At 60.3% G+C, this 14,343-nt stretch carries 12 protein-coding genes and 1 riboswitch; of the genes, 2 read left to right on the top strand and 10 right to left on the bottom strand.

Annotated features, from left to right (window positions below):
• Entirely contained in the window at nucleotides 1-2,148 is a 2,148-nt protein-coding gene (locus D7D26_RS05880) for a methylmalonyl-CoA mutase family protein (protein WP_120372406.1), read from the bottom strand.
• Nucleotides 2,149-2,264: 116 nt separating this feature from the next.
• Nucleotides 2,265-2,424: riboswitch (cobalamin riboswitch) on the bottom strand.
• Nucleotides 2,425-2,638: 214 nt separating this feature from the next.
• On the opposite strand from D7D26_RS05880, the gene D7D26_RS05875 reads away from it, so the two are divergent.
• A complete protein-coding gene (locus D7D26_RS05875; protein ID WP_120372405.1) occupies nucleotides 2,639-3,088 on the top strand; it encodes a hypothetical protein in 450 nt (149 codons plus the stop codon).
• Nucleotides 3,089-3,279: 191 nt separating this feature from the next.
• Nucleotides 3,280-4,668, top strand: a complete 1,389-nt coding sequence (locus D7D26_RS05870; RefSeq protein ID WP_120372404.1) for a serine hydrolase domain-containing protein — start codon at nucleotides 3,280-3,282, stop codon at nucleotides 4,666-4,668.
• Between the two features lie 28 nt (nucleotides 4,669-4,696).
• Here D7D26_RS05870 and D7D26_RS05865 read toward each other — a convergent pair whose 3' ends face one another.
• The 9 genes from D7D26_RS05865 to D7D26_RS05825 form a co-directional block, all read right to left on the bottom strand.
• On the bottom strand, nucleotides 4,697-6,031 hold the full coding sequence (locus D7D26_RS05865) for an MATE family efflux transporter (RefSeq protein ID WP_158606283.1): 1,335 nt from the start codon (nucleotides 6,029-6,031) through the stop codon (nucleotides 4,697-4,699).
• A gap of 233 nt (nucleotides 6,032-6,264) precedes the next feature.
• The gene (locus D7D26_RS05860; protein WP_120372402.1) at nucleotides 6,265-7,782 is read right to left on the bottom strand and encodes an ABC transporter substrate-binding protein; all 1,518 of its coding nucleotides are present in this window, start codon (nucleotides 7,780-7,782) and stop codon (nucleotides 6,265-6,267) included.
• Between the two features lie 99 nt (nucleotides 7,783-7,881).
• Nucleotides 7,882-9,402, bottom strand: coding sequence for an ABC transporter substrate-binding protein (locus tag D7D26_RS05855; RefSeq protein ID WP_233543476.1), 1,521 nt, complete (start codon nucleotides 9,400-9,402; stop codon nucleotides 7,882-7,884).
• 93 nt (nucleotides 9,403-9,495) lie between these two features.
• Nucleotides 9,496-10,086, bottom strand: coding sequence for a hypothetical protein (locus D7D26_RS05850; RefSeq protein ID WP_120372400.1), 591 nt, complete (start codon nucleotides 10,084-10,086; stop codon nucleotides 9,496-9,498).
• 4 nt (nucleotides 10,087-10,090) lie between these two features.
• Complete coding sequence (locus D7D26_RS05845) at nucleotides 10,091-11,077, bottom strand: ABC transporter ATP-binding protein (protein ID WP_120372399.1); 987 nt, start codon at nucleotides 11,075-11,077, stop codon at nucleotides 10,091-10,093.
• Nucleotides 11,074-12,072 (bottom strand): ABC transporter ATP-binding protein, encoded by a 999-nt coding sequence (locus tag D7D26_RS05840; protein ID WP_078015539.1) that lies wholly within the window; start codon nucleotides 12,070-12,072, stop codon nucleotides 11,074-11,076. The genes D7D26_RS05845 and D7D26_RS05840 overlap by 4 nt, the downstream gene beginning before the upstream one ends.
• Nucleotides 12,073-12,086: 14 nt before the next feature.
• Nucleotides 12,087-12,941 carry an ABC transporter permease gene (locus D7D26_RS05835; RefSeq protein ID WP_078015540.1) on the bottom strand — a complete coding sequence of 285 codons (855 nt, stop codon included), beginning with the start codon at nucleotides 12,939-12,941 and terminating at the stop codon, nucleotides 12,087-12,089.
• A gap of 13 nt (nucleotides 12,942-12,954) precedes the next feature.
• Entirely contained in the window at nucleotides 12,955-13,884 is a 930-nt protein-coding gene (locus D7D26_RS05830; RefSeq protein ID WP_078015541.1) for an ABC transporter permease, read from the bottom strand.
• Between the two features lie 189 nt (nucleotides 13,885-14,073).
• Nucleotides 14,074-14,343, bottom strand: a 270-nt coding sequence (locus tag D7D26_RS05825) for a transposase (RefSeq protein WP_147413033.1), incomplete at its 5' end; no start/stop codon positions are given.

The raw sequence follows: 14,343 nt of genomic DNA, 5'->3' as shown, positions 1-14,343 counted from the left end.
CTAGCACATCCCCTTTTTCTTCTGCATGGCGGTGAGGACCTGGAGGCAGTTGGCTTTCACGTGGATGAAATCGTCGACGCCGGCGTCGAGATAGCTCTGTTTGAACTCGGGCGCGGGCGCGCCGGCGAGGAACACGGTCATGTCGGGGCGCTTCTCCTTGATCAGCTTGGCCAGCGGCGGTACCAGTTCGGGATAGGTGGCGTCGGTGGAACAGATCACGGCGGCGTCGGCGCCGCTTTTCGCGGCGGCCTCGGCGGCCAGCTCCACGGTTTCGAAGCCGTCGTTCTTCAGCACCTCGAAGCGAGCCACCTCGAAGAAGCCCGTGCTGAAATCGGCGCGCGGCTTGTGCTGCGGGATGGGGCCCATGTTGGCGAGGAAAACTTTGACGTTGCCGCCGGTTGTGGCGGCGTAGTCTTCGGTGCGCTTCCTCAGCGCTTCGTACTGTTCGGTCCAGCGGTGCAGTTCGAGCGGCGCGACTTTGAGTTCGCACGGCCCGGCGGCGTCGAGAGTTTTCCACAGATCGGACAGCAGCGCCTCGGCCGCGAACGCCTCGGCGGCGTGGACGACCTGGCCGCCCTTGCCGCATTTGGCGCTTTCGGCCACGTCTTTCAGCGCCTTGGCGAGGCAGTCGGGGCAGCGGCGTTCTTTGATCTCCGCCACTTTGGCCTCGCGGGCGGCCTTGAACTCGGCCAGGTCGCTTGCGGGCACGTCGAGCGGCGTTTCCGCCATGTTGGCGTACATGTTGTTGCCGACGGCGCGTTCGGCGCGAGTGGCGAGCTTCTTGAAGCGGTCGGCGAGCACGGCGCCGATCTCGTTCTGGATCAGGCCGGACTGCAGCGCCTTGACGAGGCCGCCTTCGGATTCGATTTTCTGGAACAGTTCCCAGACGCGGTCTTCGACCTGGCGGGTCAGCGTCTCCACGTACCAGGAACCGCCGGCGGGGTCGACGGCGGCGTCGAAGTTGAACTCGGTCTGCATCATGATCTGCTGGTTGCGGGCGATGCGCCGCGCCTGCTCGGTGGCGGGACGGACGGCCCAGTCGAAACAGTTGACGTTCATGGCGTCGACGCCGGCCACGGCGGCCGAAAAGGCCTGCGTGGACGTGCGCAGGATGTTGACGTAGGGATCGTAGACCGTCGCGGTGAACGGCGAGGTCTCGGCGAACACGTTGACCTTGGCGCTCTCGCCCTCGCAGCCGAAGGCGCGCGCCACGTGCGCCCAGAGCACGCGCAGGGCGCGCAGGCGGGCGATCTCCATGAAGAAGTTGGCGCCGAGCCCGACTTCGAAGCGAAGATGGCGGGCGGTCGCGTCGGGGGCAATGCCGCGCTCCGACATGGCGCGGATCACGGCGACGGCGTCGGCGAGCGCGCAGGCCGTCTCCTGGACGGCGGACGCTCCGGCGTTGGCGTAAATGCTGCCGCGGATCAGGATCGTGCGCAGCGCGCACTGATGGTTCTCGGCCCAGAGCAGCGTCTGCGCCATCTCATCGTACAAGCTGTCGAGCGAGCGGCTCAGCGAACCGTCGCGGGCCAACGAGCCGACGGGGTCGGCGCCGACGCAGCCTTTCAGGCTGGAAAGCGCGACGCCGTGCTTTTCGCACCAGGCAGCGATCATGCCCAGCATCGGCAGGGCCGACGCGCCGGCGGCGATGTGCAGCTCGTGCTCGCTCGGATCGGCGGCGGCGAAAAACTTTTCCAGATGTTCCAGCGCGCAGATGCTGACGCCGCGACGCTCGCAGGCGGGAACGTCCATACCGTGCGTGCTGGAGTAATCGAGCACCGGGTGGATGGCCGTGGCGCCCCTTTTCAGTTCTTCGGCGGCCAGTTCGCCGGCTTGGCGCGGGCAGCGCGCATCGACGCCCTGGGCGATCTCCCAGAGACGATCGTGCTGCGGCGCGCTCTTGACGCCTCTCAAAAAGTCCTGCGCTCCGGGAAAGGCATGGCAGTCTTTCAGATCCGCGACGTTCTCGGCCGTGTAGATGGGCTGAAGCGTGATGCCTTCGAACGTCTTCGTGAACATTTTTTTGTCGAAGGGCGCCCCCTTCAGAGCCACTTCGGCGGCCTGCTTCCACTCCTCGTACGTGGGGACTTTGAACTCGTCAAAGGTGACAGGAGTGATCGGCGCAGATTTCTGCTGGTCTTTTTCCATGATGAATCAAATCCTCCCTGACGCTGAAAATTTTGCCCGTTTCCCCGCTGTCGGAAAAAATTCAGCGAAGAGAACGCGCTTGCGCGGCGAAATCCCGCCCGCGCAAGATTCGCTCTCTGTTCCCCCCGTTTCAGGCCGGTATCCTGACTCGCGCGCAGCGCGCTCACAGTGGCGGGGCCGCTTTGGTCTTTCACCAAATTCCCCGGGCTGAAACTGCATATCATGACTTCTCATTCTACAATAAAAATTCCCTCGAATCCACCTCAAAAGAGCAAAAAGAAACATGCGGAGGGAAAAAGACAGTTCAAGTTTCAGTATTGTATTTCGCGCTGCCGAAAAGACGCGAGAGAGAAAACGAACGACGACGGCCCCCAGCCGTCCAAAGAATTGTTGTTTTCTCTCATGTGCGGGCATTTTTCGTCTGCTAGAATCAGAGCGTGATTCCCGGGAGCGTCCGTAAGTCCCCCGGCGGCAAAGGAGGTCCGTCTTCATGAAAAAAATATCGGCGTCGAGCGTCGCCCTGCTGACGATGCTGTTCTTGTTGTCGGCCGCGCGTCCTCTGCCGGCGACAAGCGTCAATTTCTACGGCCTGTCGGTCGAGATCCCCGACGGCTGGTCCTTCAGACAGGGCGAACAGGTCCTGATCTATAATCAGAACGAAAGCGCGGCCGTCATCGTCGATCAGGCCGCCACCACCCGGAGCGGCACCGTCAAGAGCGTGGCCGAAAATCTGGCCGACGCGGTGGGCGTGAAAAAGAACGACATCCGCCGCGACAAAAAAGGCTCGCTGCGCCTGGATTTCGTCCAGAACGGCGAGCCGGTCAACGTCCGCGTGCTGGAAAGCCGCGGCCGCATCCTCATGGTCTACGTCTTCGGCAAAGACGCCGAAGCCAACGACATCGCCGCCTCCATCGGCGAAAAAAGCGCCGCCGGCCATTGACCGTGCGGCGACAAAAATACGCTGCGAAAGGGTCGCTTTGTCCCCCTTCCGCAGCGTATTTTTTATCCGGCACGCGAGCCGCCGCCCAAAGGCGGGCTGAACGGGACTCTTGGCCGTCTGTTTTGCCCCGCTTCGTTTATAATAAGGCCGTTTTCACGCCTCAAAATTTACGTTCTCAAGGAGAATCATCGATGACAGATCCTTTTCGGACAAAAGAGTCCGCTTTCTGCGACTATGCGGAACAAATCATAACGGCTCATCGCGCCCGCGGCCTTGCCGTCGCCGTCGTCGATCGGCGCGGTACGGCCTATCAGAGATTTTTCGGCTTCCGCGACGCGGCGCGCCGCCTGCCCGTTGGCGAGAACACGATCTTCGGCCTGGCCTCGGTGACCAAGTCTTTCACCGCGCTGGCGCTGATGCAGCTGGCGGAGCGAAGGCTCGTCGATCTGCGGGCGCCGGCGTCCGCCTACTGCCCGGAATTCAAAAACGGCGGGCAAGCGCCCGTGAGCGTGGCGCACTTCCTCAGCCACAGCGGCGGCTATTTCCCCATGCCGCGCGCGCTGCTGCCCGATCTCCTGAAAAGACTGGGTGTCGATCCCCGCTCGCAGGAAACGGCTTACGACGACCGTGTCGCCCAAGCGGCGGTCGAACAGGTAGCAAAAGGGCTGGACGCGCCGGCGCCGCGGCTGGGACGCCCCGGCGAATACATGAGCTACTGCAACGACGGTTACGGCATCCTCAGCGACATCGTGCGCCGCCGCGGCGGCGAAGGATCGTACGCCCGCTACGTGGAACGCCGCATCCTCGGGCCGCTCGGCATGAGCCGGAGCACCTGCGAGTTCCTGCGTCCCGCCGAAGACGCCGACACGTCGCTGCTGTACAGCGACGATCTCGGCGTGAGCGAAGGCGACCTCGACTTTTACCGCAATGCCTTCGTCCTCAACGGCGGCGGCGCGATGAAATCCACGCTGGGCGACATGAAAAAGTATCTGCGCATGTATCTCAACGGCGGCCGCGGCGAAGCGGGCGCGATCGTCGCGGAACGGAGCGTCCGCAACATGGTAAGCCCGCGCGTGGCGGCGAAGCATCATCAGTTCTACGGCTACGGACTGAGCGTCGGCTTCATGCGCGACCTCACGGTGTACCGCCACGGCGGCAGCCTGCCGGGAGTTTCCTCGCACATCGCCTGGTCGCCGGAACTCGAACGCGGCGCGGTCGTGCTGTGCAACACGCAGAACGTCCCCGTCTCGCTGATCGCCGACGCGCTGCTCCGCATCGCCGCCGGCTGGGAGCCGCAGCCGGAAGACCTCTGGACCGACTGCCCTTGGGAGCCGGAAGTCATCGAGGCCGCCTGCGGACGCTACCGCTCCGGCGAAGGCGCGGAGGTCGTCATCGAAAGGGACGGCAGCGGCATTTCCGCCCTCAACGACGGCAAACCGGCGAACGTTCGCATGGTGCGCGGCCGCATGGCGCTGCTGCGCAGCGGCTTCGCCGTGTCCGAGCTGCGCCCTTGCTTCAGCGAAGACGGAACCGTCTGGGGCCTGCGCCTGAACGACCGCATCGTGCCGAAAGTCGGCTGATCTGCGGCAGAGTTTTTTGAACAGATTTTTAGCCCAAGTATTTTCTCATCCGATAATTTTCCACAGCAATAAAGGATCCCGTACAAAGCAAAGAAAGGAACTCCGCGACGGGAATGGCGTACCAGACGCCGTCTGTCCCCCAGAACTGCGGCAGGATGTAAAGCATCGGGATCAAGAAGACGGTTTGGCGAAGCACGCTGAGCAGCAGCGTCTTCTTCGGCTTTCCGATCGACTGAAAATACACCTGTCCGACCGCTTGGACGGTGGCGAGAGGAAACAGCAGCGTCAATTTTTCCAGACCGTCCGCGGCGTAAGACATGATCCGTCCGTCCCCGTTGGTGATGGCCGACATCACTTCCACTGACTGGAGATGAAAGAGCAGCCAGCCGCCTATACCGATGAGAAAGGCGAGGAGCAGAGATTTGTAAAGAGCTTCTCTTGCCCTCGCGTAAAATTTCGCTCCATAGTTGTAGCCGATAATCGGCTGACTGCCCTGTCCGATCCCGAAAACCGGCATCAGAACGACGGAATACGTGATGTTGATAGCGCCGTAAGCGCCGACCGCGAAATAGTTTTCATAGCGCAGCAGCTGATTGTTCGCCGCCGCGGCGATCAGCGAAGAAACGACCTGGGTGAAAAACGTGGAGAGCCCAGCTATGTAGATATCCAGCGCGTCGCGGTATCGTAACTTTAAATTTTTCAGACGGACGCCGTATGCCGTCGTCTTTTTCAGCAAGAGCCGCAGCAGGCACAACAACAGGATGAACTGCGAAATCACCGTGGCCAGCGCCGCGCCGCCGATCCCCATGTCGAAAGGAAAGAGAAAGACGAAATCGAGGAGAACGTTGAGCAGCGCGCTGACAGCTGTGAACAGCATCGCCTCCGTCGGATAGCCGATCACCCTGTTTATGTGGTACAGCCCCGTGCCCGTTATCATGAACGGCAACCCCCACGCGATCACGATCAGATACTCTCTGCCGTAAGGGATGGTGCTGCCGCTGGCGCCGAAAAAATACAGCACGTCGTCAAGAAATGCGGATACGCCCAAGAAGACGACGGCCGAGGTCGTCGTCAGAGTGACCAGCGCACCGCCGATCAGCTCTTCGACCCGCTGCGGCCGTTTTTCTCCCATTTTGATCGCAATCAAGGAAGCCGCGCCAATGCCGATCCAGGTTCCGAAAGCCTGCAGCACCAAAAAGACCGCGCTGGCGACGCTCATACTCGAGAAAGCTTCCGCGCCAACGGCATAGCCGATGAAGATCCTATCCGCCAAGTTGTAGACGGCATTGACAAGCATACCTACCGTCGCCGGCACGGAATGATAAAATATCAGCTTGACGATATTGTCTCTGCCCAGATCCATTTTTTCCTCCCGCAAAGTTCTCCATGATGCGAACGCCATTTTATACTCGGACGACACGAAGATTCTCGGATGCTCTTGTCTTGCCGCATATATTGCTGCCGTTCATGTCTTTCTGCAGAATATTCTACATGAAAAATCCCGCTGATCAAAATGACCAGCGGGATTTTTTCGCAGCTCGCCCCCGTCGGCGGAACAGCCGAATTTTGCTTCGCGTACGGTTCCGGAGATAGCGGTTATTCGTAAAAAACGCTGTTCAGCGGGTTCAGCGTGCCGTGATAGAATCCGTCTGCGCCTTTGAGATCCTTGTTGGTCCCGTAGAGCGTGTCGGCGATCGCCAGACAGCACCAGGGATTCAGTTCGTCGATGCGTTCGCAGAGACGCGCGTAAATTTTAGCGCGCTCCGGCCCGTCCTCGGTCACGGCTCCCTGTTCGAGAAGTTCGTCCACTTCCTTGTCCTTCAAGCAGACTCGGTTCGTCGAACCGGCAAAACGCGAGTGCATGGCGGTCTTGATGTAGGCGTCCGGATCGGGATTGACGCTGGAACCCCAACCGATCATGAAGACGGGAAGATTGCCGTTCTTGAGCTGTTCAAGGAAGCTCCCCCACTCGAGCACGTTGATCTGCACGGTCACGCCGACGTCGGCGAGCATGGACTGAATGATTTCCGCGTAGTTGCGGCGCTGCTTGCTTTCGTTCGTGTAAAGGGTAAACGAAAGATTGGGCACGCCCGCTTCTTCGAGGAACTTACGCGCCTTATCCGGATCGTATTCCGGGGCGGCCGGTTCGGGGAAATAGTTGTGGATCGGCAGCAGAACGCTGGTCGGCACGACGCCAAGTCCCTGATAGACAACGTTCAGAGCGGCTTCGCGGTCGACGGCGATGGTGATGGCGCGGCGGACCCGCGGGTCGTCGAAAGGAGGCATCTGCATGTTGAACCCCATGTAGGTGAGCGCCAGCCCGGGATTATGGTATACCCTGACTTTTCCCTCGCTTTCAAGACGCCTGAAGTCGCTGTTGGGGATGTCGTAGATGAGATCGACGTTTCCTGTCTCAAGCTCGATAACTCGGCTGGCGGGTTCGGGGATGGTGCGCATGATCAGGCTTTTGAAGCGCGGCTTGACGCCCCAATAGTCGTCGAAACGTTCGAAGGAAACGTGATCGCCTTTCAGCATCTCCACAAACTTGAATGGGCCTGTGCCGATCGGATGCCGGCCGTAATTGTCGCCTTCGGATTCGACAACGTTTTTGTTCATGATGTAGCTGGAAGAGTGGTTCAGGTAAGAGAGAAAGGCCGCCATGGGGGACGTCGCTTTGACTTGGAAGGTGTAGCGGTCGATGATTTTGAATCCGTCGGGGTCGATGTTTGCGCCGTAAGCTTTGACGGCCGCCGCTTTGGGCGTCGTCATGCGGTGCAATGTGAAAACGGCGTCTTCCGCGGTCAGCTCGTCGCCGTTGTGGAACGTGACGCCTTTGCGCAGAGTGATCTCGTAGGTGAGAGGATCCAGCTTTTTCCAGCTCTCGGCGAGGCAGCCGATCAGCTTCTTGTCGCGGGAGAAATCGAACAACGGCTCGTAAAGCTGAACCATATAAGTACTGGAAACCGTATCGCTGGTCATCTGCGGATCGAAAGACTTCGCGTCCGCCGGCATTCCGACGGCCAGCCGCCCCTTTTCCGCCGCGGCGATGCCGCCGGTCAGCAGAAACACGAAAAGAAGCGCGAAGAATGATGTTCTGAGACGTTTCACGTTCATGTTTTTTTCCTCCTTTGATCGTCCAATGCGACATGAATTCTGTAAAATCAGGCGCCGAAACTGAAGAGTCTCGACGCCTGATTTTATTGCCAGTGAATCTTATTCGTAATAAACGCGGTCCAACCGGTTGATCGAGCCGCGGTAGAAGTTCTCCGCGCCCTTCAGGTTCTTGTTCGCGCCGTACAGCGTGTCGGCGATGGCCAGATAGCACCAGGGGTTCAACTCGTTGACGCGGTCGCAGAATTCCTTGTAGATCTCCGCACGCTCCGGGCCGTCGGGCGTGACGGTGCCCTTGTCGAGCAGCTCGTCGACCAGCGCGTCCTTCAGCCAGACGCGGTTGGAGGGGCCGGCGAACTTGGAGTGCATGGCGGCCTTGATGTAGGCGTCGGGATCGGGATTGACGTTGTCGGCGGCCCAGCCGATCATGAAGACGGGCAGTTTGCCGGCCTTGAGCAGTTCGAGGAACGTGCCCCACTCGAGGACCTGGATCTTGACGGTGATGCCCAGGTCGCCCAGCATGGCCTGGATGACTTCGGCGTAGTCCTTGCGCTGCTTGTTCTCGTTGGTGTAGATGGTGAACTCGAGATCCTTGACGCCGGCCTCTTCAAGCATTTTTTCGGCTTTGTCGGGATCGTATTCCACCGGCACGGGATCGGGGAAATAATTGTTCACGGGGATCAGCGGGCTGGTGGGCACGCGCCCCAGTCCCTTGTAGACGACGTCGAGGGCACCCTCGCGGTCGATGGCGATGGTGATGGCCTTGCGGACTTTGGGGTTGTCGAACGGGGGCGTCTGCGTGTTGAAGCCCATGTAGGTGATGGAAAGGCCGGGCTTGTTGTACACGGCGACTTTGCCTTCGTCCTGCAGGCGTTTGAAGTCGTTGTTGGGAATGCCGTAAGCGATGTCGACGTTGCCGGTCTCGAGCTCGATGACGCGGCTGGTGGCCTCGGGGATCGTGCGGATCAGCAGATTCTTGTAGCGAGGCTTGGTTCCCCAGTAGTCCTCGAAACGCTCGTAGGATACGTGGTCGCCCTTGAGCTTTTCCACGAACTTGAAGGGGCCGGTGCCGATCGGGTGCTTGGCGTAATCGTCCCCGGCGGCTTCGACCGCAGCCTTGCAGAGGATATAGGCCGACGAATGGGTCAGATAGGACAGGAAGCCGGCCATCGGAGAACTTGCCTTCACCTGGAACGTGTAGCGGTCGACGACTTTCAGGCCTGAGGCGTCGATATTCGCGCCGTAGGACTTGACTGCCGCCGCCGCAGGCGTGGTCATGCGGTTCAGTGTGAACACGGCGTCGTCGGCGGTCACTTCGGCGCCGTTGTGGAACTTGACGCCTTTGCGCAGCGTGATCTCGTAGGTCAGATCGTCGAGCTGTTTCCAGCTCTCGGCCAAACAGGGAAGCAGCTTCTTGTCGCTGCCGATCTCGATCAGCGGTTCGTACATCTGGATCATGTAAGTGCTCGACGTGGTGTCGTTGGTCATCTGCGGATCCAGCGACTTGGCGTCGGCCGCCATGCCCACCGTGATCGTGTCCTCGGGAACGGCCGCAGCCGCCCCGCAGAACATCAGACCCAACGCAAGTACGGCGCACAAAACGGAATACCTCTTCAACTTCATAAACACACTTCCTTTCAAAGTGATCAAGCTGATGAAACGCCCTGCCGGCCCATGCCGGCAAGGTAAAACCCTTTTGAAAAAACTCCCGCGCGCCTATGCGGCAGCGATGCCCGTCCGCTCTGCGACAAACGCCAGAGCCTCGGCGTAAATTTTCCCGTCGGGACAGTACACCCGCATCAATGTGCCGCGTTTTCCTTTGAGGACGATCACGCGCAGGTCGTCGATCTTCCGCACCTTCGTCACGTCTTTCCATAAAGCCCGGCGTTCCACGCTGCGGATGGGAGCGCGTACCGGCTCGATCGGATAGGGCGCGAAACGGAGCAGCTGGCGTTCCAAAGCCCGGGGGGCGCAGCGCATGTTTTCACACAGAATGGCGGCGCGGTCGCAGCGGTACAGCGCCGCGTAGCGATTGCGCGTGATGATGAAGCAGATCACGCCGTAAAAGCCGATGAAGATCAGCGAAAGATAGGACGCGACGACGGCGGCGCCTTTGTAATGCGAAACGTCCACGTATCCGCCGAGGACGAACTGCGTCGCCACCAGCGCTCCCCAGGAAACGACCCAGGCGATCGCCAGCAGCGTGATGAAATCGAGCAGGATCAACGGATTCGTCCCCAGCGGCACGCCGACGAACCACCGCAGCGCGGCATCGCCGGCATCCCGACCGTGCGGCAGCGTGCTCATGCCGTCAGGCGTGAGGCCGCAGATCCCGCGCGAAGTGGCAGGCGACGAAGTGAGACGGCTCGATCTCCCGCAGCTCCGGCGTCTGTTCTGTGCAGACGTCCTGCCGGTACGCGCAGCGTCCGGCGAAGCGGCAGCCCTGCGGCGGGTTGACGGGGCTGGGCACGTCGCCTTCGAGAAGGATGCGGTTCTTCTTGCGGTTCAGGCGCGCCACGGGAATGGCCGAGAGCAGCGCCTGCGTGTAGGGATGCACGGGATCCTTAAAGAGATTGAGATTGTCGGCCTTCTCCACGACCTGACCGAGGTACATCACGGCGATCTCGTCGGAAACGTAGCGCACGACGCTGAGATTGTGGGAGATGAACAGATAGGTGTAGCCGCGCTCCTTTTTCAGCTCGCCCAGCAGGTTGAGGATCTGGGCCTGAATACACACGTCCAGCGCCGACACGGGCTCGTCCAGCACGATGAACTCGGGATCCAGCGCTAGGGCGCGGGCGATGCCGATGCGCTGGCGGCGTCCGCCGTCCAGCTCGTGCGGGAACGAGTTGATCAGGCGTTCCGCCAGACCGACCGTATCCATCAGCTTCTTGACCTTGTGATCCAGCTCGGAGCGGTGCGAATACGCCCTGTTGATCACCATCGGCTCGGCGATCAGCTGCGAGACGGTCATGCGCGGGTTCAGCGAGGAAAAAGGATCCTGAAAGACGATCTGCGCGTGTTTGCGGAACTGGGCGCGCTCGGCAGGATTGTACTTGAGCGAGTCCTTGCCGTTGAAGAAGATTTCGCCGCCGGTGGCGCTGATCAGGCCGATCACCACGCGCCCGAGCGTCGATTTGCCGCAGCCCGATTCGCCGACCAGCCCCAGGGTCTTGCCGCGGGGAATGGAGAGGGTGACGTCGTCCACGGCGTGAAGCAGACCGCCCGACACCTGGAAATATTTTTTCAGGCGTTTGACCTCGACGATGGGGTCTGTCTTTTCGATTGTGCCGATCATGCGCGCGAACCTCCCTCGTATCGATGCGGGAAATAACAGTCGATGAAATGGCCCGGCTCGATTTCCCTCATGCCGCAGGGTTTTTCGAGACATTCTTCCTGAGCGTAGGGACAACGAGGCGAGAAGCTGCAGCCGGACGGCAGATTTGTGGGATCGGGCGGAAGCCCCTGAATGACGGCGAGCTTTTCGCCGATCGGGCTTTCCAGATCGGGGACTGCGTTGAACAGTCCCTGCGTATAAGGGTGCAGCGGATTGCCGTACAGATGCTGAATGTCCGCGTATTCCACAAGATGCCCTGCGTACATGATGGCGACGCTGTCGCACGTTTCCGCGACGATGCCGAGGTCGTGAGTGATCAGCAGCATGGAAGTCTTGACCTGTTTCTGCAGGTCTTTGATCAGCTCCAGCACCTGCGCCTGGATCGTCACGTCGAGCGCCGTCGTCGGCTCGTCGGCGATCAGCAGACTGGGTTTGCAGGCCAGAGCGATGGCGATGCCGACGCGCTGGCGCATGCCGCCGGAGAACTGGTGCGGATAGTCTTTGGCGCGTTCGGGACGGATACCGACGAGACGCATCATTTCCAGCGCCCGTTCGCGGACTTCGCTGCCCTTGAGGTCGGAGTGGAGCGAGATCATCTCCATGATCTGCTCTTCCACCGTCATGATCGGGTTCAACGATGTCATCGGATCCTGGAAGATCATGGCGATCTCGCGGCCGCGCATGTTGCGCAGCTCCGCTTCCGTCATCTCGCGCACGTTCTGCCCCTTGAACCAGATTTCGCCGCTGGTGATCTCGCCGGGAGGCGACTGGATCAGCTGCAGGACCGCCAGCGCGGTCGTCGTCTTTCCGGCCCCGGTCTCGCCGACGAAACCCAGCGCCTTGCCCTCTTCCAGCTGCATGTTGAGATGGTTGACGGCGTGGACGACGCCGGAGTCGGTGTCGAACTGAACGGTCAGATCGCGGATATCGAGAAGTTTTTTCTGAAAGTCTGCCATGTTTTACGCTCCGTTTATCGTTTCTGCTTGGGGTCCAGCGCGTCGCGAAGCCCGTCGCCGATGAAGTTCAGGGCGATGATCGTGACGACGATGGCGATGCCGGGGAACATGCTGAGATACGGGCTGCTGCGCAGATAGTCGCGGGCGCTCGACAGCATGCCGCCCCATTCGGGATAGGGAGGCTGGATGCCGAGGCCGATGAAGCTCAGCGACGCCGAGGACAGGATCGCGTTGGCGACGCTCAGCGTCGCCTGGACGATCAGCGGCGCGCAGCAGTTCGGCAGGATATGCAGCACGATGATGCGGAAATCGCTGGCGCCCATGGCCCGCGCCGCCTCGACGAACTCCATCTCCTTGACCGAAAGCACCGAGGCGCGCAGTAATCGAGCGAACCGCGGCACCGAGGAAATGCCGACGGCGATCATCAGATTGAACAGCCCCGGCCCCAGCGCCGCCGCGATGGCGATGGCCAGCAGCGTGGAAGGCACGGCCAGTTGCACGTCCATCAGGCGCATGATCAGATTGTCGAGCTTGCCGCCGTAAAAGCCGGCGACGGCTCCCAGCGAGCCGCCCACGAGCAGCGAAATGGAAACGGCGACCAGCCCGACCTGCAGCGAAACGCGGGCGCCGTAGATCAGACGGCTCAAAACGTCGCGCCCGAACTCGTCGGTACCCAGCAGATACTTGGCGTTCGGCGCCTGCAGCGTTTCGCGCAGATGCTGGCGAGAATATTTGAACGGCGCGATGGAATCGGCGAAAACGGCCACGAAGATCAGCGTCAGCACGATCGCCAGGCCGATCATGGCCAGATGGTTTCTTCTGAGACGCACCAGCGTCAGACGCAGCATGCTGTTTTTCTTGAGAAGCATCGAAAAGGCCCTCCTAGCGGTACTTTGCCTTGATGCGCGGATCGACCCAAGCGTACAGAAGATCCACGGCCAGATTGATGAAACAGAAAACCAGCGCGATGTACAGCACGCCGCCCTGAACCACGGGGAAGTCGCGCATCTTGATCGACTCCACCATCAGACGGCCGACGCCGGGAATGGAAAACACCGTTTCCGTCAGGATCGCGCCGCTCAGAAGGCCGCCGAACTGCATGCCGACGATCGTCAAAATCGGGATCAGCGCGTTCGGCAGCGCGTGGCGCCAGATGATCACCGACTCGCGCTGCCCCTTGGCGCGCGCCGTGCGCACGTAATCCGACTTGATGACTTCCAGCATGCTGGAACGCGTCATGCGCGTGATCACGGCCAGCGTGCCGCCCGAGAGCGTGAAGACGGGCATCGCCATTTCGGCGAACGTCGTGAAGCCGGAAGGCGGCAGCCAGTTCAGCTTGACCGAGAAGAGCAGGATCAGCAGGACCCCCAGCCAGAAGTTGGGCATGGCCACCCCGATCAGCGCCAGAACCATCGAGACCGAGTCGAAGATCGAATACTGTCGGATTGCGCAGATGATGCCGAACGGCAGCCCCAGCGCCACGCCGAGCACAACCGCCCAAAACGCCAGCTTCAACGTGGTGGGGAAGCGGGTCATGATCTCCTCGCTCACCGAAGACTTCGTGACGTAGGAATTGCCGATGTCGCCGTGGAGCAGCGCCTTGTAGCAGTAGCGCCCGAACTGCACGAAAAACGGATCGTCAAGCCCGTAATTTTTGCGGAACTGCTCGACCGCCTCCTGCGGCGCGTCCTCTCCCAGAGCCATGCGCGCCGGATCGCCGGGCGTGATGTAGAGCAGCGTAAAGACCAGCAGCGCTACCCCCGCCAGCACGGGAACAAGCAGAATAAGCCTTCGCAACGTGTACTTGAGCATGTGGTTCTCCTTTCCCTTTACTCAGAAAATTATTTCCACACAAACGGCGGCGTTTGCGTTTTTCCCGTCAAACGAAACGGCCGCTCCTGTTTTCGAAAAACGAGCGAAAGCGGAGCGCCGTCTGGAGTTCATGAAAGACAAGCGATGTTATCGAAATTAGGGCTTGTTTAAAAAACATTTCAGCTTGTATTATTTCAATAAAATAACACTGGCAGCAACAAGAACAAAAGCGAAAAACGAAGCGTCAAGTTTGTCATAGCGGGTGAAAATTCTACGGAACCATTTGATTTTCTGAAAGAAACATTCAACCAAGTGTCGTTCCTTGTAAACATGCTCATCTATAAACCACGGTTCGGGATTATCGCTCTTCGGCGGGATAGTGTAACTTCCCTCCCGAGAAGTAATGTACTCTCTGATGGCTTGCGAACCGTAAGCCTTATCGCCGATGACGTTGCTCCC

This window comes from Pyramidobacter sp. CG50-2 (assembly GCF_003612005.1).
In the GTDB taxonomy this organism is placed as follows: domain Bacteria; phylum Synergistota; class Synergistia; order Synergistales; family Dethiosulfovibrionaceae; genus Pyramidobacter.
Note: the sequence above shows the minus strand (reverse complement) of the source record. Positions and strands in the feature narration are given on the sequence as shown.